At 66.9% G+C, this 25,710-nt stretch carries 26 protein-coding genes; 13 read left to right on the top strand and 13 right to left on the bottom strand.

Features of this window, described 5'->3' with window-relative positions; translation table 11 throughout:
• The first annotated feature begins 129 nt into the window (after nt 1–129).
• Nucleotides 130–279 (top strand): hypothetical protein, encoded by a 150-nt coding sequence (locus tag AB4Z37_RS21155; protein ID WP_441518713.1) that lies wholly within the window; start codon nt 130–132, stop codon nt 277–279.
• Nucleotides 280–324: 45 nt separating this feature from the next.
• The gene (locus AB4Z37_RS21150) at nt 325–1,221 is read left to right on the top strand and encodes a crotonase/enoyl-CoA hydratase family protein (protein WP_441518712.1); all 897 of its coding nucleotides are present in this window, start codon (nt 325–327) and stop codon (nt 1,219–1,221) included.
• Between the two features lie 9 nt (nt 1,222–1,230).
• Here AB4Z37_RS21150 and AB4Z37_RS21145 read toward each other — a convergent pair whose 3' ends face one another.
• From AB4Z37_RS21145 to AB4Z37_RS21130, 4 genes are all read right to left on the bottom strand, one after another.
• Complete coding sequence (locus tag AB4Z37_RS21145; RefSeq protein ID WP_441518711.1) at nt 1,231–2,379, bottom strand: M48 family metallopeptidase; 1,149 nt, start codon at nt 2,377–2,379, stop codon at nt 1,231–1,233.
• A gap of 67 nt (nt 2,380–2,446) precedes the next feature.
• On the bottom strand, nt 2,447–3,580 hold the full coding sequence (locus tag AB4Z37_RS21140; protein WP_441518710.1) for a DUF898 family protein: 1,134 nt from the start codon (nt 3,578–3,580) through the stop codon (nt 2,447–2,449).
• A 236-nt stretch (nt 3,581–3,816) separates the two neighbouring features.
• Nucleotides 3,817–4,995: a YjgN family protein gene (locus tag AB4Z37_RS21135; RefSeq protein WP_441518709.1), complete on the bottom strand. Its 1,179-nt coding sequence runs from the start codon at nt 4,993–4,995 to the stop codon at nt 3,817–3,819.
• A 143-nt stretch (nt 4,996–5,138) separates the two neighbouring features.
• A complete protein-coding gene (locus AB4Z37_RS21130) occupies nt 5,139–6,128 on the bottom strand; it encodes an NADPH:quinone oxidoreductase family protein (protein WP_441518708.1) in 990 nt (329 codons plus the stop codon).
• A 139-nt stretch (nt 6,129–6,267) separates the two neighbouring features.
• On the opposite strand from AB4Z37_RS21130, the gene AB4Z37_RS21125 reads away from it, so the two are divergent.
• Together AB4Z37_RS21125 and AB4Z37_RS21120 are read left to right on the top strand one after the other, a co-directional pair.
• Nucleotides 6,268–7,314, top strand: coding sequence for a methionine synthase (locus tag AB4Z37_RS21125; RefSeq protein ID WP_441518707.1), 1,047 nt, complete (start codon nt 6,268–6,270; stop codon nt 7,312–7,314).
• A 94-nt stretch (nt 7,315–7,408) separates the two neighbouring features.
• Nucleotides 7,409–8,326: a YiiG family protein gene (locus tag AB4Z37_RS21120; protein ID WP_441518706.1), complete on the top strand. Its 918-nt coding sequence runs from the start codon at nt 7,409–7,411 to the stop codon at nt 8,324–8,326.
• On the opposite strand, the gene AB4Z37_RS21115 is transcribed toward AB4Z37_RS21120, so the two are convergent.
• The 3 genes from AB4Z37_RS21115 to AB4Z37_RS21105 all read right to left on the bottom strand — a co-directional run bounded on the left by AB4Z37_RS21115 (nt 8,318) and on the right by AB4Z37_RS21105 (nt 10,296).
• Nucleotides 8,318–8,941 carry a hypothetical protein gene (locus AB4Z37_RS21115; protein ID WP_441518705.1) on the bottom strand — a complete coding sequence of 208 codons (624 nt, stop codon included), beginning with the start codon at nt 8,939–8,941 and terminating at the stop codon, nt 8,318–8,320. The genes AB4Z37_RS21120 and AB4Z37_RS21115 overlap by 9 nt on opposite strands.
• 71 nt (nt 8,942–9,012) lie before the next feature.
• Nucleotides 9,013–9,531 carry a xanthine phosphoribosyltransferase gene (gpt, locus tag AB4Z37_RS21110; RefSeq protein ID WP_441518704.1) on the bottom strand — a complete coding sequence of 173 codons (519 nt, stop codon included), beginning with the start codon at nt 9,529–9,531 and terminating at the stop codon, nt 9,013–9,015.
• 27 nt (nt 9,532–9,558) lie between these two features.
• The gene (locus tag AB4Z37_RS21105; protein ID WP_441518703.1) at nt 9,559–10,296 is read right to left on the bottom strand and encodes a competence/damage-inducible protein A; all 738 of its coding nucleotides are present in this window, start codon (nt 10,294–10,296) and stop codon (nt 9,559–9,561) included.
• A 225-nt stretch (nt 10,297–10,521) separates the two neighbouring features.
• Here AB4Z37_RS21105 and AB4Z37_RS21100 point away from each other — a divergent pair, with 225 nt between their 5' ends.
• The 6 genes from AB4Z37_RS21100 to AB4Z37_RS21075 all read left to right on the top strand — a co-directional run bounded on the left by AB4Z37_RS21100 (nt 10,522) and on the right by AB4Z37_RS21075 (nt 16,922).
• The gene (locus tag AB4Z37_RS21100; protein ID WP_441518702.1) at nt 10,522–11,940 is read left to right on the top strand and encodes a circularly permuted type 2 ATP-grasp protein; all 1,419 of its coding nucleotides are present in this window, start codon (nt 10,522–10,524) and stop codon (nt 11,938–11,940) included.
• A gap of 137 nt (nt 11,941–12,077) precedes the next feature.
• The gene (locus AB4Z37_RS21095) at nt 12,078–13,022 is read left to right on the top strand and encodes an alpha-E domain-containing protein (RefSeq protein ID WP_441518701.1); all 945 of its coding nucleotides are present in this window, start codon (nt 12,078–12,080) and stop codon (nt 13,020–13,022) included.
• Nucleotides 13,023–13,072: 50 nt separating this feature from the next.
• Nucleotides 13,073–13,909, top strand: coding sequence for a transglutaminase family protein (locus tag AB4Z37_RS21090; RefSeq protein WP_441518700.1), 837 nt, complete (start codon nt 13,073–13,075; stop codon nt 13,907–13,909).
• Nucleotides 13,910–14,015: 106 nt separating this feature from the next.
• Nucleotides 14,016–14,786, top strand: a complete 771-nt coding sequence (locus tag AB4Z37_RS21085) for a peptidase (protein ID WP_441518699.1) — start codon at nt 14,016–14,018, stop codon at nt 14,784–14,786.
• Between the two features lie 4 nt (nt 14,787–14,790).
• Nucleotides 14,791–15,537 carry an SDR family oxidoreductase gene (locus AB4Z37_RS21080; RefSeq protein ID WP_441518698.1) on the top strand — a complete coding sequence of 249 codons (747 nt, stop codon included), beginning with the start codon at nt 14,791–14,793 and terminating at the stop codon, nt 15,535–15,537.
• A 134-nt stretch (nt 15,538–15,671) separates the two neighbouring features.
• Entirely contained in the window at nt 15,672–16,922 is a 1,251-nt protein-coding gene (locus tag AB4Z37_RS21075; protein ID WP_441518697.1) for a NupC/NupG family nucleoside CNT transporter, read from the top strand.
• A 4-nt stretch (nt 16,923–16,926) separates the two neighbouring features.
• Here the strand turns inward: AB4Z37_RS21075 and AB4Z37_RS21070 are convergent, their stop codons facing one another.
• The 3 genes from AB4Z37_RS21070 to AB4Z37_RS21060 all read right to left on the bottom strand — a co-directional run bounded on the left by AB4Z37_RS21070 (nt 16,927) and on the right by AB4Z37_RS21060 (nt 19,597).
• The gene (locus AB4Z37_RS21070) at nt 16,927–18,570 is read right to left on the bottom strand and encodes a hypothetical protein (RefSeq protein ID WP_441518696.1); all 1,644 of its coding nucleotides are present in this window, start codon (nt 18,568–18,570) and stop codon (nt 16,927–16,929) included.
• A gap of 19 nt (nt 18,571–18,589) precedes the next feature.
• Nucleotides 18,590–19,225 carry a cupin domain-containing protein gene (locus AB4Z37_RS21065; RefSeq protein WP_441518695.1) on the bottom strand — a complete coding sequence of 212 codons (636 nt, stop codon included), beginning with the start codon at nt 19,223–19,225 and terminating at the stop codon, nt 18,590–18,592.
• Nucleotides 19,226–19,300: 75 nt separating this feature from the next.
• A complete protein-coding gene (locus tag AB4Z37_RS21060; protein WP_441518694.1) occupies nt 19,301–19,597 on the bottom strand; it encodes an usg protein in 297 nt (98 codons plus the stop codon).
• A 332-nt stretch (nt 19,598–19,929) separates the two neighbouring features.
• Between AB4Z37_RS21060 and AB4Z37_RS21055 the strand changes: the two genes are divergently transcribed.
• Both AB4Z37_RS21055 and groL read left to right on the top strand, forming a co-directional pair.
• A complete protein-coding gene (locus AB4Z37_RS21055) occupies nt 19,930–20,244 on the top strand; it encodes a co-chaperone GroES (protein WP_441518693.1) in 315 nt (104 codons plus the stop codon).
• A gap of 38 nt (nt 20,245–20,282) precedes the next feature.
• Nucleotides 20,283–21,923 (top strand): chaperonin GroEL, encoded by a 1,641-nt coding sequence (groL, locus tag AB4Z37_RS21050; RefSeq protein ID WP_441518692.1) that lies wholly within the window; start codon nt 20,283–20,285, stop codon nt 21,921–21,923.
• 82 nt (nt 21,924–22,005) lie between these two features.
• Here groL and AB4Z37_RS21045 read toward each other — a convergent pair whose 3' ends face one another.
• Nucleotides 22,006–22,191, bottom strand: a complete 186-nt coding sequence (locus tag AB4Z37_RS21045; RefSeq protein ID WP_441518691.1) for a hypothetical protein — start codon at nt 22,189–22,191, stop codon at nt 22,006–22,008.
• A 369-nt stretch (nt 22,192–22,560) separates the two neighbouring features.
• On the opposite strand from AB4Z37_RS21045, the gene AB4Z37_RS21040 reads away from it, so the two are divergent.
• Entirely contained in the window at nt 22,561–22,899 is a 339-nt protein-coding gene (locus AB4Z37_RS21040) for a hypothetical protein (protein WP_441518690.1), read from the top strand.
• A 20-nt stretch (nt 22,900–22,919) separates the two neighbouring features.
• Here AB4Z37_RS21040 and AB4Z37_RS21035 read toward each other — a convergent pair whose 3' ends face one another.
• Nucleotides 22,920–24,422 carry a glycosyltransferase family 39 protein gene (locus tag AB4Z37_RS21035; RefSeq protein WP_441518689.1) on the bottom strand — a complete coding sequence of 501 codons (1,503 nt, stop codon included), beginning with the start codon at nt 24,420–24,422 and terminating at the stop codon, nt 22,920–22,922.
• On the bottom strand, nt 24,419–25,618 hold the full coding sequence (locus tag AB4Z37_RS21030) for a glycosyltransferase (protein ID WP_441518688.1): 1,200 nt from the start codon (nt 25,616–25,618) through the stop codon (nt 24,419–24,421). Before AB4Z37_RS21030 ends, AB4Z37_RS21035 begins: the two co-directional genes overlap by 4 nt.
• Nucleotides 25,619–25,710 lie beyond the last annotated feature (92 nt).

Raw genomic sequence — 25,710 nt, 5'->3', positions numbered from 1 at the left:
CCTGTTTTCTGCGTCATCACCGGGCCGACGCGAAGCGTCGTGACCCGGTGATCCAGCTTCGACGCCACGGTCCATTGTCAAAGCTGGATTGCCGGGTCTTCGCCCGGCAATGACGCAGAGGTGAGACCGGTGAACAACAACTCGTTCAAGAGCGACCGCACACACATTCAGCGTGCAGTGACTGACGAAAGCCCGCGCACCTTCCGCATCATGGAAAATGACGTGCGGCGCGCACATGCCATGCGGCGCGAACGCGTTTACGGCGTGGCGCGGCCATGACACCATGACCGCAACCACAACACGGTGCGACACGAGGAAACGCAGATGGCCTACGAGCAGATCAAGTACGACGTCGAAGACAACATCCTGACCATCACGCTCAACCGGCCGGACAAGCTCAACGCCTACACCCACACCATGCAGTCGGAAATGATCGACGCGTTCGACCGCGCCGATGCCGACGACAACGTCCGCGCCATCATCGTCACCGGCGCCGGCCGCGCGTTCTGCGCCGGTGCCGATCTCTCCGCGGGCGGCGACACCTTCGACCGCGCCGCGCGCGCCGATCGCAAGACCGCGCCGCTGCGGCCGAACGGCGAAGTGGAATGGAGCGACGATGCGGTGCGCGACGGCGGCGGCCGGCTGACGCTGCGCATCTTCAAGTGCCTCAAGCCGGTGATCGCCGCGGTCAACGGCCCGGCGGTCGGCATCGGCCTCACCATGCAGCTCGCCATGGACATCCGCATCGCCGCCGACAACGCCCGCTTCGGCTTCGTGTTCGGACGGCGCGGCATCGTGCCGGAGGCGTGCTCGAGCTGGTTCCTGCCGCGCATCGTCGGCATCTCACAGGCGCTGGAGTGGACCTATTCGGGCCGCGTGTTCCAGGCGCGCGAGGCGCTGGCTGGCCGGCTCGTCAGCCGCGTGGTGCCGCCGGAGGAGCTGCTGCCGACGGCGCGCGACATCGCCCGCGACATCGCCGACAACTCCGCGCCGGTGTCGATCGCGCTGATCCGGCAGATGATGTGGCGCATGCTCGGCGCCGACGATCCGATGGAAGCCCACAAGATCGACAGCCGCGGCATCTACGCGCGCGGCGCCTCCAACGACGTGCGCGAGGGCGTCACCGCCTTCCTGGAGAAGCGCCCGGCGGCGTTCACCGACAAGGTCTCCAGCGACATGCCGTCGTATTTCCCGTGGTGGCAGGACCGCGAATACAAGTAGGCCGTGGCCTCAGATCTTGGTCCCGGACTTACTATCGGACGTGGTCTTGCACACCCCCTTCAGCGCGGTCCACTCCTGATCCGTCAGGAGTGGCGGGCCGCTCACGGGGCGATCTTCTCTCGTCATGCGCGCCAGCCGGTCCTCGGTGAACGGATGGCTCGCCAGGATCGAGATGCTCTTGCCGGCTTCCTTTCCGGTGATGCGGAACAACAGCTCGCCCATCGGCTTGGGTGAGCGTCCCAGCTTGTGCATCGCCTCGATCGCCGTGCTGTCGGCGGCGGTCTCCGCTTCGCGCGAGTAGGAGGCATCGACGATCGAGCGGCCGGCGAAGATCAGCGCGCTCGAACCCGTGATATCGCCGAACAGCAGGCCGATCAGGAACGACGTGCCGCCATGGCTGATCATCTGCTTGGTGGTGTCGCGATGCTGCAGGTGGCCAAGCTCATGGGCGAGCACGCCGGCGAGTTCGTCGGGGGTGTTCGCCTTGTCGAGCAACTCCTTGAGCAGGAACACCTTGCCGCCGGGCAGCGCGAAGGCGTTGGCGATCTTGCTCGACAGCACGATGGAATCGACGTCGGTGGCAAGGCCGAGCGCGCTGTGGAGCTGAGCCATCAGCTTGGCGAATGCCGCCACGCCGGCTGGATCGGTGCACGGCTTGCCGTTGAACACCGCCATCACCTGCCCTTCCGCCGCATCGCCGAGCCGGCGCTCGAGCGATTGCGGAATCAGCGGCGCGAGACGGTCGGCGGCGAACGGCACGCCGTAGATCACCATCAGCACGATCGAGGCCGCCGCCGCCAGCGACCAGCCGACGATGCGGCCGACGTCGCGGCGGCTGGCGGAGGCGTCGTCGATACGCGGGCAGCGCGCCAGCACCTGCGAGGCAACCGCCGCGTCGCGGATCTCCAGCCGCGCCAGTTGCGGCGCGCCGACACAGCTCAGGCGCACGAGACCGCGCGTGGCGTCCATGCGGCGGATGTCGTCATAGGTCCAGCGGGCGAGCGTCTGCCCGTCCTCGCGGATGACCAGGCGATCGGATAATGCCAGCGTCACCTGGCGGCGCCGGCTGGTGGCGCCGTCGTAGAACACGGCATCCGGCTCCGGCACTCCCGCGGCGGGCGCCTGTCCGATCTCCGATGGCTGCTCGTCCCCGGTCATGGTGTCCCTCCAGCTGGCGTGCTGAACGCGAAGTTCCTGCGATTGTGCGGCAGGCTCATTCAGGACACTAGAAGCCCGCGACGTCCAGCCCGTCGGCAAGCCCCTCGCCGAGCGCGCTGGCGGCTTCGCCGGCGGACAGCACATCGGCGGCGGCCTCGATGTTGAAGACCGAGACACTCTCGGTCACCCGCACCCACAGGTCGCGCATCAGATAGACGCGCGCCACCACCCCCATCGCCAGCACAAAGACGAGATAGCCGAGGACCATCAGCACCAGCAGCGGAATGCTGCGGAACAGCTGCGCCCCCGAAAATGCGTTTTCCAGGGAGCCCTCATTCAGACCACCGGCAACTGCGAGGCAGAGCCCGATGTAAAGAGACAACACCAGCCCGAGCAGCAGCCCCCAGCCAATCACCTTCCAGTAGAGACCGATCAGGGCGCCGCGCGTCAGGGTCGACTCCAGCCGGACGTCGCCAAAGCGGATGCCCGACAACCACCAGCGCCATTCCACCGCCTTGAACGCCGCATAGACGAACGGCGCCGCGGGAAACACATAGAACGCGATGGGCGCGAGCAGCCACAGCCACCAGCCGCGCTTGAAGAACTCCCAGCCGCGGCCCTCGAAGCTGCCCTGCAGATTGCCGTAATAGGAATGCCGCATCTTGTAGCGCTCGAGTGACGCCTCGCGCCACGGCAGCGCAAGGCCCAGCGTCAGGCCGACGAGGATCGCCCACAGCGAGGCGCGCAGCGCGTAGACCCAGCCGGAGCCGTCCATCCAGAAGCGCACACCGCGCCATGCCGTGCGCGTCAGGCGGTAGCGTCGCGCGCGGTAGATCGCGAACTGGCCGAACACATAGAAAAACGCCAGCAGCGGAAAGCTGGCGAAGGCCTGCAGGCGCTCGGCCTCCATCGTCAGCAGGAAATAGGCGAGATAGATCGGCGCGATGATCGCCAGCGCGAACAGGAAGCCGATCAGCAGCTCCCGCCCGGTGCCGGTGTATTCGGGGGCGTCGCGGTCGATTTCGGTGTGCGACCACAGATGGCGGCGCATGTCGGTGGCGAGCCAGAAGCGGTAGAAGCCGAGCGTGACCAGCTCCAGCAGCGCACCCCGCGTCACCAGGCGGCGGAAGTCGCCGCGGTCGCCGGAGAAGTGGATACGCGCCGGCGGCTGGATCCGCGGCACGCTGTTGATCTGATCCATCCTGAAACCCTTCTCACCCGACCGCAGCGCCCTGCGGCATTCCAAACATGTCGTGCCCACGTCGCGCAACGAGAACGCGTTTACCGCCGGCCGAACCACTAAAGGTTGATCGGGCCGACGTTGTCAATGTTGCGGATCGTTTCCGGAGATGGAGCCGGGCGACGTTGACATCCGTGTGACAGGCATTCGTCGCGCCGTGCATCGGATCGGTTCACGCTGCGCCGCACGCTGCCTGCCTAGAAACTGGCGACGCCAAGCCCGTCGGCAAGCCCCTCGCCGATCGCACTTGCCAGTTCGCCGTCAGCCCTCACGCTATTGGCGGCCTCAATGCCATAGACCGTGGCCGACGCCGCAATCCGCATCCACAGATCGCGCATGAAATAGAGCCTGATCACAATGTTCACCAGCAAGAGCAGGGACAGATACAAGGGGACGCAAAGTGCGACGACCAGCATCCGGTTCTGGAGGAGGAACGACCTGGACAGTTCGGGCAGCGAGACACCACTCAGATTAGCCATCGCCGCAAAGCAGAGGAACACAGCGGACACCACCACCACGTCGATCAGCGCAAACCAGCCGAGCGCCTTGTAGTACAGACTAATGAGACCGCTCAGGCGGATGCCGGAGGCAAAGCTGATATCGCCGAAACGCAGCCCGGAAATCCACCAACGCCACTCAACAGCCCTGAACGATGCATAAAGGGCTGGCGACACAAGTACGATCAGGAAGACCATCGGCCGAAAGACAACCGCCACGGCGAATAAGAACAAGGTCAGCAGCCACAAGATCCAGCCCCGCTCGACGAACTCCCAGCCGGTACCCTTGAAGCCCCCCTGCAGGTCACCATAGTAAGAGTGCTGCATTTTGTAGCGCTCGAGCGCGGCCTCGCGCCAAGGCCATGCTAGGCCGAGCGTTATCACGACCAAAATCATCCATAGCGAAGCGCGCAAGGCATACGCCCAGCCGGAGCCGTCCATCCAGAACCGGACGCCACGCCACACCGTGCGCGTCAAGCGATAGCGCCGCGCACGGTAGATCGCGAACTGGCCGAACACATAGAAGAACGCCAAAAGTGGAATACCGCCAAAAACCTTGAGGCGCTCGACCTCGACCGTGAGGAGAAAGTACGCGAGGTAGATCGGTACAATGATCGCAAGCGCGATCAGAAATCCGATCAGCAACTCCCTGCCCGTACCGGTGTATTCGGGCGCGTCACCGTCGACGGTGGTGTTCGACCAAAGATGACGGCGCATATCGGTGGCCAGCCAGAAGCGGTAGAAGCCAAGCGTAACGATCTCAAGAAAGCCACCGCGGGTCACGAGGCGACCGAATTCGCTGCGGTCGCCAGAGAATGACACAGCCGCCACCCGGCGCCGAGGAGGTGGCGCCCATTCCGCGAAGCTCATCTTATTCATCGGTCAATCCAATTAACGATCTTCAAAATCCGGCCGCGCTCGACCTATGGGTATATTTTCACATAAATTTCATTGCAACCAGTGGTTGATTGAGATGGCGTGACCAGCCCGATCGAGCTCTGCTCCGCATCAGCGCTCATGTGTCAGGACGACGGCGGCTCCATCAGCAGCACCACCCGCCCGATGGCCCGGCGTTCGCGCAGCAGCCGCATCGCCTGCGGGCAGTCGGCAAGCGGCAGGCGGTGCGAGATGTGGGGGCGCAGACGGCCGTCATTGGCGAGACGCCACAGCGCGGCCTGGCGCGCGGCGGCAAGCGCCGGATCGCGCCGCGCCGCCTCGCCGGCGCGCACGCCGAGCACGCTCGCACCCTTGATCAGCACCAGGTTGGTGGCGGCCATGCCGACGCCGCCGGTGAAGCCGACGACCAGCAGCCGCGCGCCCCAGGCGATGCAGCGCAGGCTGTCCTCGAACACCGCGCCGCCGACGGGATCGAACACCACGTCGGCGCCGCGCCCGCCGGTCAGGCGCTTGACGGCGTCGCGCAGCGGCTCGCTGCCGCTGAGCAATGCATGATCGGCGCCCCGGCTGGTCGCGACCGCGAGCTTCTCCGCGCTGGAGGCGACCGCGATCACGGTGGCGCCCAGCACCTTGCCGAGCTCGACCGCCGCGAGCCCGACGCCGCCGCCGGCGCCATGCACCAGCAGCACCTCGCCCGCCTTGAGCTGCGCGCGATCCACCAGCGCATGATAGGCCGTGCCATGGGCGGCAAGGAACGTCGCCCCTTCGGCATAGTCGAACGCGTCCGGCAGCGGCGCGAGCTGCGACCGCGCCACCACCACTTCCTCGGCGAAGCAGCCGTGGCGCATTTTCACGATCACACGGTCACCGACGCGGACACCGTCGGTACCGGCCGCCACCTCGCTGACCTCGCCGGCCGCTTCCATGCCCGGGATGAACGGCAGCTCGGGCTTGAACTGATATCGGCCCTCGATCATCAGCACGTCGGGAAAGTTGAGCCCTGCCGCGCGCAACGCGACACGAACCTCCCCCGGACGCAGCGCCACTGCTTCGATGGTCTCCAGCCGCAACATCTCCAGCGGCCCCAGCTCGCGGCACACGATCGCGTTGGGCATTGTTGTTTCCCTGTCGTTTATTCCCTGTCGTTCCCGTGCACGGATTGCGATAAGCTCGCGTCCAGGCCCGCTCGTTCATACAACAAAAGCCGGGACGACAACCAAAGAAACAACCACGGACACAGGGACACGCGCCGTCATGCTTTTCCCGACCACGATCGCCGGATCGCTGCCCAAGCCCGAATGGCTCGCCGAACCGAACCGCCTGTGGGCGCCGTGGAAGCCGGCCGGCGATGATCTGGTGTCGGCCAAGCGCGATGCCACGCTGCTGGCGCTGAAGCTGCAGGAGGACGCGGGCATCGACATCGTCACCGATGGCGAGCAGGCGCGCCAGCACTTCGTGCACGGCTTCCTGGAAAATGTCGGCGGCATCGACTTCGCCCACAAGGTCGAGATGGGCATCCGCGCCGACCGCTACAAAGCCATGGTGCCGCAGGTGATCTCGCAGCTCTACCTGAAAGGCCGCGTCCATGCCTTCGAGGCGAGCGCGGCACGCGCCCACACCACCCACAAGCTCAAGTTCACCCTGCCCGGCCCGATGACCATCGTCGACACCGTCGCCGACCGCCACTACGGCGACCGCGTCAAGATGGCGTTCGCCTTCGCCGACCTGCTCAACCAGGAAGCCCGCGCGCTGGAAGCGGGCGGTGTCGACCTGATCCAGTTCGACGAGCCCGCCTTCAACGTCTACATGAGCGAGGTCAAGACCTGGGGCATCGAGGCGCTGCAGCGCGCCGCCGAGGGCCTCACCTGCGCCACCGCCGTGCACATCTGCTACGGTTACGGCATCAAGGCCAACACCGACTGGAAGGCGACGCTCGGCCACGAGTGGCGGCAGTACGAGGAGATTTTCCCGGCGATCGCCAAGAGCACGATCCAGCAGGTCGCGATCGAATGCCGCAACTCGCATGTGCCGCTCGATCTGCTGGCGCTGCTGCCGGGCAAGACCGTGCAGGCCGGCGTCATCGACGTCGCCAGCGACGGGGTCGAGACAGCCGAAGACGTCGCCGAGGTGATCGGCGCGGTGATGAAGTTCGTGCCCCGCGACAGGATCATCGCCACCACCAACTGCGGCATGGCGCCGATGCGCCGCGACATCGCCGAGGCCAAGCTTCGGGCGCTCGGCGCCGGCGCCAAGCTTGCCCGCGAGCGCTTTGCCGACCTCGATCCGGAAGCACCGTGGTGAGCGGCGATTGAACCCTGCCGCCGCCCGCGGCGACGAACGGCGGTGGGCACGGCGGCGCGCCCCCGCGCCGCTACGCCGTGTCATGAGGACTGCCGTGAAGATTTCCGCCCTCTTCCTCGTTGCCGCCCTGGTCCTGCCGGGGGCCGCCGCGCTCGCCCAGCAGCCTTCATCCCTGCCCGATCTCGGCCTTCGCGAGATCGCCGACAAGGATCTCGACCGCCATGTCGCCAAATCCAACGGCGTGGTCGGCCTGCTCAACGCCTCGCTGCGCGGCAAGGAATCCTGGGCGCGCTACCTGAGCTGGGTCGACGTCAAGCGCGGACCGACCGGCAAGGAGCGCATCATCTACGGCCTCTACTCGGTCGGCGCCTCGGCCAGGGACGCCATCGCCAGGGCGCGCAAGAGCGCCGCCGACGAGCCCGCCATTCCCGCGCTCGACGGCGCCACCAGGCAGCTCGCCGACACCTTCGATGCGCTGATCCCGATCCTCAACGAGGCGGACGCCTACTATGATCGCAAGGACTACCTGTCCGACGACATGGCCGGCGGCAAGGCATTGCACGCGCGCCTCGTGCCCGCGGCGACCGCGTTTCTCGAGGCCCGCGCGGCCGCCGACGCACTGCAGGACCAGTTCAAGGACCTCATCGACCGCCAGCAGCTCTCCAGGATCGAGGCGACCGAAGGCAAGAGTGTGCGCTGGCACGCGCGCAATACCCTGATGCTGGCGAAGAAGACGGTCGACCTGATGCCGTCGAACCCGAGGCGCGGCGCCGACCTCAAGCCGTTCGATGCAGCGCTCGCGGCCTATGGCGAGGCGGTGCGCGACTTCGACACCGCGGTGCGCGAGTCCGGCAAGTCGACCTCGATCGATTCCTATCCCCGCGACATCCTCGGCAAGCTGCGCGAGATGCGCGTCTGCAACGGATCGCGCTGCCCGGCCACGACAGAGAAAGACGAAAGCGCCGTCTCTCAAAATGCCTCGACGCCTTATCCGGTCAGACTCTCAGGATGAGGAGTGAGCATTCGCACTCGGATGCAGCACGGCCCGATAGCCGGCCGCGAGCGCCCGCAACGTGGACGGCGGGGTCAGCAGTTGCGCGCCGTCCGGCACCGCCGCCACCGCATGATAGCCGGCAAACGACCAGCGCAGCGGCCGGCCGCCGGCGATGACGAAGCTGTCGTCGCCGGCTTGCACCATGGCGCCATCGGGCAGCGCAGCGAGTGACGGCAGCGGATGCAGGCGGCGTTGGCGCCCGTCGAGCCGCTCAGCATGCAGCACCGCATCCATCTCCGCCGCGCGCGGCACCGCCGCCATCCCCGCCGCGAAGGCGGCGCGGAACGCGCTCGCGTCCGCGCGACGACAGTAGAAGCAGGGTCGGTGGCCGGCGGCGAAGGCCGTCGCTTCGTCCAGGAAGAACAGCTCGGTCCAGCTCTGCGCCGCCATCACGGCGCGGCGACGGCCGCGGAAGTCGCAGACGCAGACGATCCAGGCTGGCGTCGTCCAGCGCCGGCGGAGCAGCGTCCGTGTCGCCGGATCATGGATGATGCCGCGGTTGCCGGTGAACAGGCCACGATGCGGCGTGGCGACGATGTCGCCGAGGGGCGTGACACGGTTTTGCAGCGGCATGGCCCATCATGTCCGGGACGAGGCACCGAGCCAACCGCATAGCGGGCCGCGAAGCGACCCGTTTTGCGATTCTATGCCCCGCCGTCGCGGATCGGCGGCTGGAACGACAGCCCGGTGTCCCAGGGAAAGAAGATCCAGGTGTCCTGCGACACCTCGGTGATGAAGGTATCGACCAGCGGGCGCCCCATCGGCTTGGCGTAGACGGTGGCGAAGTGGGCCTGCGGCATCAGATCGCGCACCACACGGGCGGTCTTGCCGGTATCGACGAGATCGTCGACGATCAGGATGCCCTTGCCGCTGCCGCCGCCGGCGTTGAGCACGTCGGCCGAGACGTTCTTGAGGATACGGACCTCGCCCTGGGACTGGTGGTTGTAGCTGGCGACCCCGACGGTATCGACCACCCGCACCCCGAGCTCGCGCGCGACGATGGCGGCGGCAACCAGGCCACCGCGGGTGACGGCGACGATCGCCTCGAACGGGCCGGCACTGTTCAGCCGCCAGGCGAGCGCACGGGAGTCACGGTGAAACTGGTCCCACGACACCGGGAACATCTTTTCCGGGCGGGGGGCATTCTCGTTGGTCGGGGTCATATCTCTACTCTTTGGGATGCCCGCTGTTTAGCGCGTCAGGTTGAGCCCTGCCAACATCTCCTGAACCGCGGCCATCGCCGCCTTCAGCTTGTCCGGGTCGCGCGAGCGAACCACGATGTTGGTGTTGGGCTTGCTGTTCTCGTCGAGGAAGGGGTAGCTGCCGATGCTGGTGTCCGGATGGGCCTCGGCGATCGCCCGCAGCGGACTGCCGATGTCGCCCTCGCGGGCGTTGGCGCGCACCGAGTCCGACAACATCCGCACCCCCGACTTCAGCTTCGAGGCGACGATGTCCATCATCGCCTGCATGATCGAGGGCACGCCGGCCATCACGATGACGTTGTCGAGCTTGAAGCCCGGCGCCAGGATGGTGGCGCTCTGGATCAGCTCGGCGCCGTCCGGGATGCGCGCCATGCGCAGCCGCGCCTCGTTGAGCTCGGCTTCCGAGAAACGCTGCCGGAATCGGGCCACCACCTCGGGGTGAAGATCGATGCCGACCCCGAACGCCTTGGCGATGCTGTCGGCGGTGATGTCGTCATGGGTCGGGCCGATGCCGCCGGTGGTGAAGACATAGGTGTAGCGCGACCGCAGCGCATTCAGCGCCTCGATGATCGCGCCCTCGTCATCGGCCACCACCCGCACTTCCTTGAGGTCGATGCCGATATTGGTCAGGTACTCGGCGATATAGCCGATGTTCTTGTCCTTGGTCCGGCCGGACAGAATCTCGTCCCCGATCACCAGAATCCCGGCGGTGACGATTTCGCTCATGCAACGTACTCCTCAGGTCGTCCGAATCTTGCCCATCCCGGCGGTGCAGGCTAGCGCTCCCTGCCCGGCCGATGGGCATTTCCCCGCCTCTTTTTGCGGCAGCGCAGTCCGCCATCCCCGACGAATTGCCGTTTCGCAGTGCATATCGCGCTGGCCCGCCCCTTGCTACCCTCCATTGATGTCATGCATGCTCTCGGTACGAGCGCGAAGGGACGGTCAGGCTTCATGGCAGTTGCATTCGACGAGATGAACGGGCCGGACGGCTCGCTCAGGCCAGCCTATCAGGCACTCTCCCACTGGCTGAAGGAGATGCCGCCAGACGCCCTTGAATATCGCCGCCAGGAAGCCGAGCTGCTGTTCCGCCGCATCGGCATCACCTTCGCCGTGTATGGCGACGCCGAGGCCCAGGAACGCCTGATCCCGTTCGATGTCGTGCCCCGCATCCTGTCGGGCAAGGAGTGGACCCTGCTCGAGCGCGGCCTCAAGCAGCGGGTCAAGGCGATCAACCTGTTCCTGCGGGACATCTATCATGGCCGCGACATCCTGCGCGCCGGGATCGTGCCCGACGACCTGATCTTCCAGAATCCGGTGTTCCGGCCGGAGATGAATGGCCAGGAGGTGCCGCACGACGTCTATGTCCACATCGCCGGCATCGACATCGTCCGCGACGGGCCCGATGATTTCTATGTGCTGGAGGACAATGCCCGCACCCCCTCCGGGGTCTCCTACATGCTGGAGAACCGCGAAATCATGATGCGGCTGTTCCCGGACCTGTTCGCGCGGCACCGCGTCGCACCGGTCGAGAACTATCCGGACGAGCTGTTGGCGGCGCTGCGCTCGGTGGCTCCGCTCACCGCCGCCGCGGAACCCACCGTCGCCCTGCTCACCCCCGGCGTCTACAACTCCGCCTATTACGAGCACTCGTTCCTCGCCGACAAGCTCGGCATCGAGCTGGTCGAGGGCCGCGACCTCATCGTCAAGAACGACGAGGTGTTCATGCGCACCACCGAAGGCCTCAAGCGGGTCGACGTGATCTACCGCCGGCTCGACGACGACTTCATCGATCCCCTGACCTTCCGCCCGGATTCCGTGCTCGGCGTCCCCGGCCTGATGTCGGCCTACAAGGCCGGCACCATCACCCTCGCCAATGCGGTCGGCACCGGGATCGCCGATGACAAGGCGGTGTACAGCTACATGCCGGAGATCGTGCGCTTCTACCTCGGCGAGGAGCCGATCCTGAAGAATGTGCCGACCTGGCGCTGCCGCGAGCCGGACGACCTCGCCTATGTGCTCGACCGCCTCGAGGACCTCGTGGTCAAGGAGGTCCACGGCTCCGGCGGCTACGGCATGTTGATCGGCCCGGCCGCGACCAGGGAGCAGATCGCGGCCTTCCGCGCCAAGCTGATGCAGTCGCCGGAGGGCTTCATCGCCCAGCCGACGCTGGCGCTGTCCACCTGCCCGACCGCGACGCGGTCCGGCCTCGCGCCGCGCCATGTCGACCTCCGCCCGTTCGTGCTGACCGGCCGCGACCATGTCACGGTGGTGCCCGGCGGGCTGACCCGCGTGGCGCTCAAGGAAGGCTCGCTGGTGGTCAACTCCAGCCAGGGCGGCGGCACCAAGGACACCTGGATCCTCGACGAATAGCCGATGTCATGACCAGCGCCCGCGGTCATCGACCGCGGCGCCCAAAAAACGGAGGACGCCGCCCACCCCTTTCCCTGAGTCCGATCCGACCGTCCCGCCCCCGTTCCCTGTCACGGCACGAGCAAGATCCTGATCCCATGCTGTCGCGCACCGCTGAAAACCTGTTCTGGCTGGCCCGCTATGTCGAACGCGCCGAATATCTCGCGCGCACCATCGAGGCGACGTTGCGCGCCACCGCGCTGCCGGCCGCCTATGCCGGCAAGACCAACGAATGGGAGTCGGCGCTGCTCACCGCCGGCGTCGGCGACAGCTTCGCGCAACACCATGCGGAGGCGAACGAGCGCAGCGTCGTCGACTACCTGGCATTCTCGCCGGACAACCCGTCCTCGATCCGCAACTGCATCGAGGCGGCACGGCTGAACTCGCGTTCGGTGCGCACCGCGCTGACCAGCGAGATGTGGGACACCATCAACAGCGCCTGGATCGAATTGCAGCAGACCTGGCACGGTGGCGTGCGCTCGCGCGAGGACCTCGCCAAGTTCCTGCGCTTCGTCCAGGAAACCTCGCTGCGCTTCGACGGCTCGGCCTACCGCACCATGCTGCGCAACGACGCCTACTGGTTCTCGCGGCTCGGCCTGCACCTCGAGCGCGCCGACAACACCGCGCGCATCCTCGACGTCAAATACCACATGCTGCTGCCGGAGCAGGAGCATGTCGGCGGTCCGCTCGACTACTACCAGTGGACCTCGATCCTGCGCTCGGTCTCGGCGCTGACCGCCTATCACTGGGTCTATCGCGAGACCATCAAGCCCTGGCTGATCGCCGACCTTCTGATACTCAACGACACGCTGCCGCGCTCGCTGTCGAGCTGCTATGGCAACCTCGTGCGCAATCTCGACCAGATCGGTGTCGCCTACAGCCGCCAGGGCCCGGCCCAGCGCCATGCCCGCGGCATCCGCAACCGGCTGGAGAACAGCGACATCGACAACATCTTCCAGCACGGGTTGCATGAATTCATTCAGGAATTCATCTCGGACAACAATCGCCTGGGCGACATCATCACCAAGCAATACCTGCTATAGTCACGTCGTCCCTGTCGTCGCCTCGCCCAGAGGAAAGCGGTCCGTCCGTCATGCGCCTGCGAATTGCCCACTCGACCACCTATCGCTACGAGCCGCCGGCAAGCGGCGTGATCCAGCTGATCCGGATGACGCCGCGCAACCATGACGGCCAGTATGTGGCCGACTGGCAGATCTTCGTCTCCACCGACTCGCGGATGCAGATGCATCATGACGCGTTCGGCAACATCACCCATGTGCTGACCCATGGGGCGATCGGCGAGCTGACCATCAATGTCGAGGGCCTGGTCGAGACCCAGGACACCAGCGGCGTGCTGCGCGGCACCGACGAGCGGTTTCCGCCGAGCCTGTTCCTGCGCTCGACCGATCTGACCGCGCTCGACGGCGGCATGCGGGAGCTGACCGAGGAGCTGCGCCCCCGCGGCGACGACGATGTCGTCGGTTTCCTGCACGAGCTGCTGGTGCGGATCAACGAGCACATGACCTTCGACGTCGATCCGACCCATGCCGGCACCACCGCCGCCGATGCGTTCACGCTCCGGCGCGGCGTCTGCCAGGACTACGCCCACATCTTCATCGCCTGCGCCCGCGCCGGCGGCGTGCCGGCGCGCTTCGTGTCCGGACACTTCCTGCGCTCGGATGGCGTGGTGCAGCAGGACGCCGGCCACGCCTGGGCGGAAGCCTTTGTGCCGCGGCTCGGCTGGGTCGGCTTCGACGCCGCCAACGGCATCTCCACCACCGACGCCCATGTCCGCGTCGCCATCGGCCTCGATTATCTCGGCGCCGCGCCGGTGCGCGGAACCCGCTACGGCGGCGGCAGCGAACAGCTCGCGGTCGCCGTCAGCGTCAACCAGGCCGGGCGGCAGAGTCAGTCACAGAGCCAGTCCTGATCGATCCCTGAGTGTGGGTTTGTGCGGCGAGGTTGCCGCACGCTCGCGCAGCGCGTAAAACTCCGCCTCGCAAGACGCTGGGGATCAGGACGCTGGGGATCAGGTCATGACTTACTGCTGCGGAATTCTGGTGCGTGACGGCCTCGTGATGATCGCCGACACCCGCACCAATGCCGGCCTCGACAACATCTCCACCTTCCGCAAGCTGCACGTCTTCAGCAATCCCGGCGAGCGCATCATGGCGGTGGCGAGCGCCGGCAATCTCGCGATCAGCCAGTCGGTGCTCAGCACCCTGACCGAAGGCCTCGAGGATCCGGTCACCGGCGAGATCGAGACGCTGATGAACGCGCCGAGCATGTTCAAGGCGGCACAGCGCATCGGCCGCGCCATCCGCCATGTCCACCAGATGGAAGGCTCGGCGCTGCGCGCCGAGGACATCTCGTTCGACGTCTCGTTCCTGTTCGGCGGCCAGATCGCCGGCGCGCGGATGCGCCTGTTCATGGTCTACTCGGCCGGCAATTTCATCGAATGCACCACCGACACGCCCTATCTCCAGATCGGCGAGCACAAATACGGCAAGCCGGTGCTCGACCGAGCCATCGCCTATGACGTCGACCTCTATGACGCGCTCAAGGTCGGCCTCGTCTCGATGGATTCGACCATGCGCTCCAACCTCGGCGTCGGCATGCCCATCGACATCCTGGTGGTCCGGCCCGACGCCTGCGACGCCGAGCTGAACTACCGCATCGAGATCGGCGAGCCGTATTTCCACGACCTGCGGGCCCGCTGGTCGGCGGCGCTGCGCGCCGCGCACCAGAACATCCCCCGCCCGCCCTATGGCGGCGCGGCAACGACCACTCCAACCAAGACAGGATGAGGAAATGACCAGGATCGCACTCGTGACCGGCGCCGGCTCCGGCGTCGGACGTGCCACCTCGCTCGCGCTGATGAAGGCGGGCTTCACCGTGGTGCTGACCGGCCGGCGCGCCGACAAGCTGGAGGAGACCGCCAAGCTCGGCGCGAGCTTCGGCAAGAGCCTGCCCGTGCCCGCCGACATGGCCGATCCGGCCTCGATCGCCGCGCTGTTCGCCAGGATCACCGACAGCTTCGGCCGGCTCGACCTGGTGTTCAACAATGCCGGCATCGGCGCGCCCGCCGTGCCGTTCGAGGATGTCAGCGTCGAACAGTGGAAGGCGGTGGTCGACACCAACCTCACCGCGCCGTTCCTGTGCACCCAGCACGCCTTCCGCATCATGAAGGATCAGACCCCGCGCGGCGGCCGCATCATCAACAACGGCTCGATCTCGGCACATGCACCGCGGCCGTTCTCGGCTGCGTACACGTCGACCAAGCACGCCATCACCGGCCTCACCAAGTCGACCGCGCTCGACGGCCGCGCCTATGACATCGCTTGCGGCCAGATCGACATCGGTAACGCCGCCACCGACATGACCACCCGCATGGTCGACGGCGTGCTGCAGCCCGACGGCCGCAAGATTCCCGAGCCGCGCATGGACGTCGAGGCGGTCGCCAACGCGGTGGTCTACATGGCGAGCCTGCCGCTCGACGCCAACGTGCTGTTCATGACGGTGATGGCGACCAAGATGCCGTTCGTCGGCCGTGGGTAACCCTCGCGCGGCGGGCGCGGAGGCCTTTCCAAAGCGCCCGTCTGCTGCTCTCATGGCCCGATGGGTGGGCTGGCGGTTGTAGCGCCCCGCGATTCCGCGGGGCGACGCCGGCGCAGGTGGCGGGCCGGCGCGCGATGCCTCAGCTGCAATCCGCATTCGGGATCGTGGTGCTGCTCCTCCTCGCCTTCGCGCTCGGAGAGAACCGCCGCGCCGTCAACTGGACGCAGGCCGCCGGTGCCCTTGCCCTCACCTGCGTCACCGCGCTGGCGCTGCTCAAGCTGCCGGTTCTCGCGGCGGCGTTCTCCACCATCAATGATGCCGTCGGCGCCATCGCCGCGGCGGCCCGCGCCGGCAGCGCCTTCGTGTTCGGCTATGTCGGCGGCGGCCCGCCGCCGTTCGACGTCAAGACGCCCGGCGCCGACTTCATCCTTGCCTTCCAGGCCCTTCCCGTCGTGCTGGTCACCAGCGTGCTGACCACGCTGCTGTTCTACTGGCGCGTGCTGCCGCCGGTGGTGCGTGGCATGGCGTGGGCCCTGGAGCGCACGCTGGGCATCGGCGGCGCGGTCGGCCTGTCGACCGCCGCCAACATCTTCCTCGGCATGGTCGAGGCGCCGCTGTTCATCCGCCCTTATCTTGCGCGGTTGACCCGCAGCGAGCTGTTCCTGGTGATGACCGGCGGCATGGCCGGCATCGCCGGCACCGTGCTCGTGCTGTACGCCACCTTGCTCGCACCGCTGATCCCGGACGCCGCGGCGCACTTCGTCATCGCCTCGGTGCTCGGCGCCCCCGCCGCGGTGCTGGTGAGCCTCGTCATGGTGCCCGAGACCGAGCCGCGGCGCACCGGCGGCGCGCTCGACGATCCCGGCGCGATCGCCGCCAACACCATGGACGCGATCGTCAAGGGCACGGCCGCCGGATTGGAGCTGCTGCTCAACATCATCGCCATGCTGCTGGTGCTGGTGGCGCTGGTGCATCTCGCCAATGCCATGCTCGGCCTGCTGCCGCAGGTCGCCGGCAGCCCGATGTCACTGCAGCGCATGCTCGGCGCCGTGATGGCGCCGGTGTGCTGGCTGATGGGCCTGCCATGGGACCAGGCGCTGACCGGCGGCCGGCTGATGGGGATCAAGACCATCCTCAACGAGCTCGTCGCCTATGTCGAGTTCGCCAAGCTGCCCGACGGCGCGCTCGATCCGCGCGCGCGGCTGATCATGCTCTACGCGCTGTGCGGCTTCGCCAATTTCGGCAGCCTCGGCATCATGGTCGGCGGCCTCGACATCATGGCGCCGGAGCGGCGAGCCGACATTCATGCGCTGGGCTTGCGGTCCGTGGTGGCCGGCACCATCACCACCTGCCTGATCGGCGCCATCGTCGGTGTGATGACCTGACGCCTCACGGCTTCGGCGGCGGCAACGGACACCATGGCATCGGCAGCTGCTTCTCGTAGATCTGGTTCCACTCGCAGATGTAGGCTGGCCCGCTCTGCTTGGTCATCATCTTGACCGGCTCGGGCTGGCTGCCGACCATGTGGACGAGCGACAGCACGAGGCCGATCGCGTAGGCGCCGCGCATCTGCGCGACCTGCGGCAGCGCGTCGAGCAGCAGCGCCCCGGCGATGATGATGAACGGGTCGGACAGCAGAAAGTATTCGGCCTTGAGATAGCGCACCGCGCTCAGCGTATCGATGCCGGTGGCGACCAGCAGCATCAGCGTGGCCTGCAACGCGACCTGGCGCCGGCCGACGACCCACGCATAGACGATGCCGGGCACGATCAGCCAGATCAGGAAAATCGCCGGGCGCGCCGAGGTGTAGAGGAAGAAGCTGTAGCGGCGCAGCACCGCGACGAAGCTGTCCTGCAGCAGCGCGAGGTCATGGCCGGCCTCGCTGACCCCGCCCGGCGCCAGGCCGGCGAAGCCCAGCATCTTTTCCAGCGGATTGACCACCGCCACCGCGTTGCCGGCATTGAACTGCAGGTCGAGCGCCAGCAGGCCAGCGGCGGCGCCGGCGACGATCGCAGCCATCGCCGCGGCCGTCTCCGCCGCCGAAACCCGGTAGAGCTTTGCGAACACCGCCATCGCAAGCCAGGTGGTGAGCAGCAGCGCGCCCTGGTAGACGCCAAACCGGCCGAACAGCAGCGGATGCAGCTCGGCGGCGGCGCGATTGTCCGGATCGATCCCCGCGGCGACGATCGGCCAGGCCAGCCCGCACAGTAGCGCGGCGCAAGCGAGCGTCGCCAGCACCACGGGCCACGCCCGCGACGGCGCGCGCCAGAACGCGACGCTCGCGCCCTGCGGCGTACCGAAGGTCAGCGCCAGCATCGGGAATGCGGCGATCATGACGATGGCATGGACCTTGTTTTCGAGCGCCAGCATGCACAGCGCCGCGGCCGCGGCGAGCAGCAGTGGCCGCCACTGGCTGGCGCGGCGCGCGGCGATGATGAGCACGAGCAGCGCGAAGGTGGCGAGCGATCCGGCGATCAGCTCGCTGCGCAGGATCCGCGCATGCACCGCCATGCCGCCGGAGAACGCGAATGCCAGCGTCGCCAGCAGCGCCACCCGCCAGTCGCGCACCGCGCGGCGCATCAGGGCCGCGAACAGCAGGATCATGGCGGAGGCTGTCAGCAGCGCGACCACGCGGCCGGCGCGCACCGCCTGCGTCATCGCGGCGTCAAAGGCCGCGCCATGGCTCGCCGACGGGATCGCCGACAGCCTGTCGGCGTCGAGCATGCCCAACGCATGCAGCAGGCGGAAGAAATACTCGACCGAGAGGATGGTGAAGAACGACGGATGATCGAAATACTCCTGCGGCTTGCCGTCGTTCAGCACCAGAGCGTTGTAGACGATCATGAAGTCCATGTCGGCGTTGCGCCAGTAGATGGCGAAATAGCCGAACAGGACGAACGACAGCACGACGCCTGCGATGATGGCGGCGAGCCCGCCGCGCCAGCCCAGGAACGTCAGGCGGTCGAGTGTCGCGCGGGACGGGCGCGCCGATGCCGGCGCGGCACTGAGGGAGGCGGTGACGGCTTGATCCATGCAGCAGGTCTATCCGGGGTCAGGTCGCCAGTTCAATCGTGTCGAACTCCGCGGGCAGGATGATCTCCAGCAATTCACAGGTGTCGGAATAGTCCAGGATCATGTGCTGGATCCGCGGCGGCTGGATCCAGCAGCTGCCCTCGCGCATGGTGATGTCGCCCTGCCCCGCGAACGAGGCCCGGACCCAGCCCTTGAGCACGTACACCATCTGAAACTCGACGTCATGATAGTGCAGCTTCGACACCTCGGTCGGATCGCACGGGCCGATGAGACGGATCACATGGGCCTGGGCGAGACCGCCCGTCGCCTGCGCGATGCCGAGGTCGCGGTACTGCGCGTAGGCCCGCAGCCCGGTGGCAAAGTCCTCGTCCCGGTGATGGCTGACCACGAAGCGCTGGGGCGGCCGGCGCGCCGGGCGCGACGCACTCCGCGCCGGTTTGCGGACGGCCTTGCGCGTATCGGCGCGTCCGGCCGTCTTGGCGGCGCGCTTCGGCGCCGACGGCCGCGCGGCGGCCTTGCGCGTGGAGGATTTACGAACCGCGGTCTTGGCCCGCGCGGCCTTGGTCCCGGTTTTGGCCTTTGCCGCCCCCGCCCGTGCGGTTCGGGCCGATTTTGCTCGTGCGGCTTTTGCGCGTGTCGTTTTGTCTCGTGCCATGGCGCGCCCTCCCCTAAGCGTGCCGGCGAGCTTAGCGAGCGCGGCAGGCGGCCACAACGTGGCCGCGCGGCCTGTTCAGTGCAGGCGGAAGATCCCGTCGACGACCTTGATCTCGGCCGGCTTGATCAGGCGCGAATGCGCCACCGTTACCGAGAACAACGCCCCTTCGATCTTCTGCTGCCAGAACGCCAAAAAGCCCTTCAGCGCGGGAAAGTCGGGACACAGGTCGTAGTCCTGCCAGACATAGGTCTGCAGCAGCCAGCGATGGTCGGGCCGGCGGTACAGGATCTCGGCCGTGGTCAGACCATAACCGGCGAGCTGCTTGGCGAAATCCCCTGCGGCGGTTCCCTTCAAGGTCACGTTCGACGTCATGCCAGTCTCCCCATGCACGGGCGCATTCACGCGCATCGCAAAATGTTTGGCATTCACGTCGCTAATCTCAAGCTCAAATAACGAATAAAGTGTTGATTATCAAAGCATTAGCAGCAACGTTGCAATAGTGCTGACAATTGCGCCGCGTTTTGTGTTAACGACGATGTCAGACCCTTGGCAGTCCATTGATCAGAGTGCCAAATTTTTCCCCAAATACCCTTGATCATGGCATGAGCGCCGACTATCTCGGAGCCAGCCTCGATAGCACTCACCTGTCGAGACTGCCAAAATAAGCAAAATTCAAGTTTTGTCATAGGTTTAGGAGAAACGCGATGAAATTCCGTCCGCTTCACGATCGTGTTGTGGTCAAGCGTATCGACGCCGACACCAAGACGGCCGGCGGCATCATCATTCCGGATACCGCGAAGGAGAAGCCGTCTCAGGGCGAGATCGTCGCCGTGGGTCCGGGCGGCCGCGACGAGGCCGGCAAGCTGATCCCCCTCGACCTCAAGGTCGGCGATGTCGTGCTGTTCGGCAAGTGGTCGGGCACCGAGGTGAAGATCGACGGCACCGACCTGCTGATCATGAAGGAAAGCGACATCCTCGGCGTGCTGGAAGGCCAGGGCGCCGGCAAGAAGGCCGCGTAAGCGCCTCTCGTCCATTCATCCTCTAAGGAAGCGAAACAATGGCAGCTAAAGAAGTCAAATTCTCCGCCGAAGCCCGCGAAAAGATGCTGCGTGGCGTCGACATCCTCGCCAATGCGGTGAAGGTCACGCTCGGCCCGAAGGGCCGCAACGTCGTGCTCGACAAGTCGTTCGGCGCGCCGCGCATCACCAAGGACGGCGTCACCGTCGCCAAGGAGATCGAGCTCGAGGACAAGTTCGAGAACATGGGCGCCCAGATGGTGCGCGAAGTCGCCTCGAAGTCGGCCGACCTCGCCGGTGACGGCACCACCACCGCCACCGTGCTCGCCCAGGCGATCGTCCGTGAGGGCGCGAAGTCGGTTGCCGCCGGCATGAACCCGATGGATCTGAAGCGCGGCATCGACCTCGCGGTCGAGGCTGTCGTCGCCGATCTCGTCAAGAACTCCAAGAAGGTCACCTCGAACGACGAGATCGCCCAGGTCGGCACCATCTCGGCCAACGGCGATGCCGAAATCGGCAAGTTCCTCGCCGACGCCATGAAGAAGGTCGGCAACGAGGGTGTCATCACCGTCGAGGAAGCGAAGTCGCTGGAGACCGAGCTCGACGTCGTCGAAGGCATGCAGTTCGACCGCGGCTACATCTCGCCCTACTTCGTCACCAACGCCGACAAGATGCGCGTCGAGTTCGACGACGCCTACGTCCTGATCAACGAGAAGAAGCTGTCCTCGCTGAACGAGCTGCTGCCGCTGCTCGAGGCCGTGGTGCAGACCGGCAAGCCGCTGGTCATCGTCGCCGAGGATGTCGAGGGTGAGGCGCTGGCGACGCTGGTCGTCAACCGTCTGCGCGGCGGCCTCAAGGTCGCGGCCGTCAAGGCTCCGGGCTTCGGCGATCGCCGCAAGGCCATGCTGCAGGACATCGCCATCCTGACCGGCGGCACCGCGATCTCGGAAGACCTCGGCATCAAGCTCGAGAACGTCACGCTGCAGATGCTCGGCCGCGCCAAGAAGGTGATGATCGACAAGGAAAACACCACGATCGTCAACGGCGCCGGCAAGAAGGCCGACATCGACGCCCGCGTCGCCCAGATCAAGGCGCAGATCGAGGAGACCACCTCGGACTACGACCGTGAGAAGCTGCAGGAGCGTCTCGCCAAGCTCGCAGGCGGCGTCGCGGTGATCCGCGTCGGCGGCGCGACCGAGGTCGAGGTCAAGGAGAAGAAGGACCGCGTTGACGACGCGATGCACGCGACCCGCGCGGCTGTCGAGGAAGGCATCCTGCCGGGCGGCGGCGTCGCCCTGCTGCGCGCCTCCGAGCAGCTCAAGCGCATCCGCACCCAGAACGACGACCAGAAGACCGGCGTCGAGATCGTGCGCAAGGCGCTGTCGGCTCCGGCCCGCCAGATCGCCACGAACGCTGGCGAGGACGGTTCGGTGATCGTCGGCAAGGTGCTCGAGAAGGAGCAGTACTCGTACGGCTTCGACTCGCAGACCGGCGAGTACGTCAACATGGTCAGCAAGGGCATCATCGACCCGACCAAGGTCGTGCGTGCGGCGATCCAGAACGCGGCGTCGGTCGCGGGCCTGCTGATCACCACCGAGGCGATGGTCGCCGAGCTGCCGAAGAAGGCGTCGGCTGGCCCCGCGATGCCTCCGGGCGGCGGCATGGGCGGCATGGACTTCTAAGTCCAGCTCCCCTTCGAAATGCGGAAAGCCCGGCAGCGATGCCGGGCTTTTTGCTGTTCCGGATGCCCGCGGCACATGACGTTCAGCGCCGCTCGCCGCCATCGTCGCGGCGGCCGCCATGGCGGTCGCCGGACGCGCCCTGCGTTCGCGTCAGAAAATAGCCGCCGAGCCCGCGCCGCAGCAGCGGACTGATCCGGATCAGGTCCGCAAGCGCGATGACGGATGTCGCGAGCAGCGCCAGCACCACCGCGATCAGCCCCAGCGTCATGGTGACCTCTCCACGCCTCGTGATCCGCGCCAGCATAGACCAATGCGCCGCAGCCGTGTGTTCACACCTGATCAAGCTTACGAGGCGCGCGCTGGCGGACTGAAGCCGCCGGTTCGTGCCGACACGCCTTGCGCAGACGCCGCGCCGCCGCGCGCATCGATTCATTTAACACGTTAATTTACGGGGCAAACGCGATGCGCCAACGAGTTGGACACATCGAGACATTGTTGTTCCCGACGCCCAGCAAACGAGCAGGCGCGTCCGTTTTGACAGTTGCCCAACGCGCGGCGAATCGGCTTAGATTCATTTCAAGTCAATAATGCCAGGGGGAATGCCATGATATCTGCACATAGCAGACCTCGAATTATTGTGACTGATGACGAGCACACCGGACAGCCGACGAGCGCCGCTGTCGAGAACCTGAGTGCCGCGGTCGACGAGCTCAAGCGGTTCGCCGAGCTGGTCAGCCAGCTTGCCTTGCAGCCGTGCGAAGCACCCGAGCTGAAGGAGCTTCGCCTCGAAGCCCTCAGCGACCTCTGCCTCGCCGCACGCCAGCTCGCCGACGACGACGACACCTTCCGCGCGTTGTTCGACATGGCGCTGCTGCACGCCAGCAATCGCCTCTATCAGCACCGGCCCGCACCGGCGGCGAACGACGTGATCACGGTGCCGTCCAGGGCGCGCGGCGACATCGGCGCCAACGTCTGACGGCCCGCCGGCGCCGAGGCCTACTGCAGCTCCGGCGGCGGCGAACGATCCAGGACGGCTGTCCTCGCGCCCTCGAGCAGATCGATTTCGTAGGTCTCGATCGTCAGCGGTCCGCGCTTGCGCGGCAGGTCTGCCACTTTTGTGAAATGCGCATAGGCCGCCCTGAGCGCCGCCTGGCCGTCGGCGCGGATCTCGTCGACGTACAGCAGCTTGCCGGCCAGCAGCGCGGGATCCGGCTCCGGGGCGTTGACCCAGCGGATGCGCTGCGCCGGCTGCACCACGCAGCTGCCCTTCGGCAGATAGAACATCAGCCACGACACCGTGCCATAGTCGGGCGCCAGCACGCAGGCCGCGCCGGTGCGCTGGCGCACCGTATCGATCTCGGCGGCGAGCTGCGGCCAGCCGACGCCGATGCTGCGCACCGAGGCGTCGCGGCGATAGCCCGTCAGCAGGCCGGTGTTGGCCTGCAGGATCAGCGCCAGCAGCAGCACCACGCCGCCCGGTGCGGCCCAGCGGCGGCACAACGCCACCGTGCGCTGCGCGCCGCCGCGCCACAGCGGGCTGTGGGCGGCTGCGGCCGCCGCGATGGCGAACGGCGGATACACCGGCCCGAGCCAGTTGGCCTCGACGCGGCTGTGCAGCGAGTGCCAGATGAAATACAGCGCGATCGGCCAGAACAGCGCGTTGACCAGCACGCGGGCCGGCGCCGCGCCGCCGTCGCGGCGGGCCAGCACGTACAGCCCCATGACGCCGAGAATGAACACCGCCGGGGTCGCGAACACGAACTGGGTCGGGATCATCTCGCCGACGAACCGCAGCGTCAGGCCGTCGACGCGCGCGCGGCCGAGCTGCTTGATGAACGACACCCAGTGGTGCTGCTGGTTCCACAGGATCACCGGCGCGAACACCGCGAACGCCACGACGCCGCCGAGATACGGCCATGGCGACCACAGCCAGCGCCGCAGCTTGGGCACCGCGAGCAGCCAGACCAGGATGCTGAGGCCGTAGAGCAGCGCGGTGTACTTCGACAACAGCGCGGCGCCGACCGCGAGCCCGACCGCGAGCCACCACGCCCCCTGCCCGGTCTCCAGCACCTTGGCGAGCGCCAGCAGCACGAAGGCCGCCGCCACCATCAGCGGCGCATCCGGCGTCACGATCAGCGTGCCGACCGCGACCATCAGCGTGACGTTGAGCAGAATGGTGGAGCTCGCGGCGACGCGGTGGCTGCCGGACAGGATCCGCGTCGCATGATAGACCGCATAGCTCATCGGCAGGCCCAGCAGCACGGCAACGAGCCGCACACCGAGCTGGGTATCGCCGGCGATCAGCGTGCCGAGGCGGATGACGAGCGCGACCATCGGCGGATGGTCGTAGTAGCCGCCGGCAAGATTCTTCGACCAGGTCCAGTAATAGGCTTCGTCGAAAGTCAGCGGCGTGACCGCGGCGGCGACAAGGCGCACCAGCACCAGCGCCACGACCGTCAGTGCCACGCCCTGGACGTCGCGGGCGCCGAGGCGGATCATCGCCGGCGCCACACCAGCAGGCTCGACAGCGCGTAGTTCCACACCGCGCCCATCAGCGCGCCGGCGGCGCCCGCCAGCCACCAGATCGGCCGCTGGTTGTAGATCGAGAAGGCGACGCCGACATTGGCCAGCAGCCCGACGCCGCAGACGATGTAGAACACCACGAGGCCGCGCAGGATCGCGAAACCCTTGAGGCGCTGGTCGCGATAGGTCAGGACGTTGTTGAGCAGGAAGTTGCTGGTCATGGCGACGAACGCCGCGATCGTCTGCGCCTTGGTGAACGAGCCCGGCCACACCAGCATCGCAAGGTCGAGCGTGACGAGATGCACCGCGAGGCCGACCGCGCCGACCAGCGCGAACATCAGGAAGCGCAACGACACCAGATCGCGCGTCAGCTTCGCCAGCACGAGGCCGAAGAAATCGAGCGCCACCATGGAATCGAGCTTGCTCTCGCCATGCTGGCGCGAGCCGAACACGAACGGCACCTCGACGGTCCGCAGCTGACCCCGCGCGGTGGCGACGATGTCGAGCAGGATCTTGAAGCCCTGCACCGACAGCGACGGCGCCAGTTCCTCGAAACGGTCGCGGCGGATCATGAAGAAGCCGCTCATGGGATCGGCGATCTTCACCCCGAGCAGGCGTTTGGCGACCATGGTGGCCGCGACGCTGATGCCGAGCCGGCCGCGGCCGAAGGCGTCCGCACTGCCGCCCTCGACATAGCGGCTGCCGACGACGAGTTCGGCGGCGCCGCTCTGCAGCAGCGCCAGCATCTTCGGCAGTTGGGTCTCGTCGTGCTGCAGATCGGCGTCGATCACCGCGGCAAAGGGCGCGCTGGCGGCGAGAATGCCCTCGATGCAGGCGCCGGACAGGCCGCGGCGGCCGATGCGACGGATGCAGCGCACGCGGGTGTCGCGCGCGGCGAGATCCCGCACCACCTGCCAGGTGCCATCAGGCGAATTGTCGTCGACGAAGATCACCTCCCAGTCGACGCCGGCCAGCGTGGTCTCGAGACGGTGATACAGCGTCACGACGTTGTCACGTTCCTTGAACGTCGGAACGATCACCGAGAGCTGGCGGGCGACCGCCCAGGAGGCTTGTGCCCCGCCCGTATCCGGCGCGGGAACCCGCGGCGCGCGGGCCTCGGCCACGAGCGGGATTTTGGTCGGAGTCGGAGCCGTGGTCGCCGATTCGGTCATGGCGGCAGCATATAGCGGCGCCCGGACATGGTGCCAAGGCGAAGTTCCTGAAAGGCGGAGGCAGACCCGGGGGATAGGGCGGAAAACGGGTG

The sequence above is a fragment of the Bradyrhizobium sp. 2TAF24 genome (assembly GCF_052115025.1).
Classification (GTDB): domain Bacteria; phylum Pseudomonadota; class Alphaproteobacteria; order Rhizobiales; family Xanthobacteraceae; genus Bradyrhizobium_A.
The sequence above is the reverse complement of the archived record's forward strand: the minus strand, read 5'-3'. Positions and strand labels throughout refer to the sequence as shown.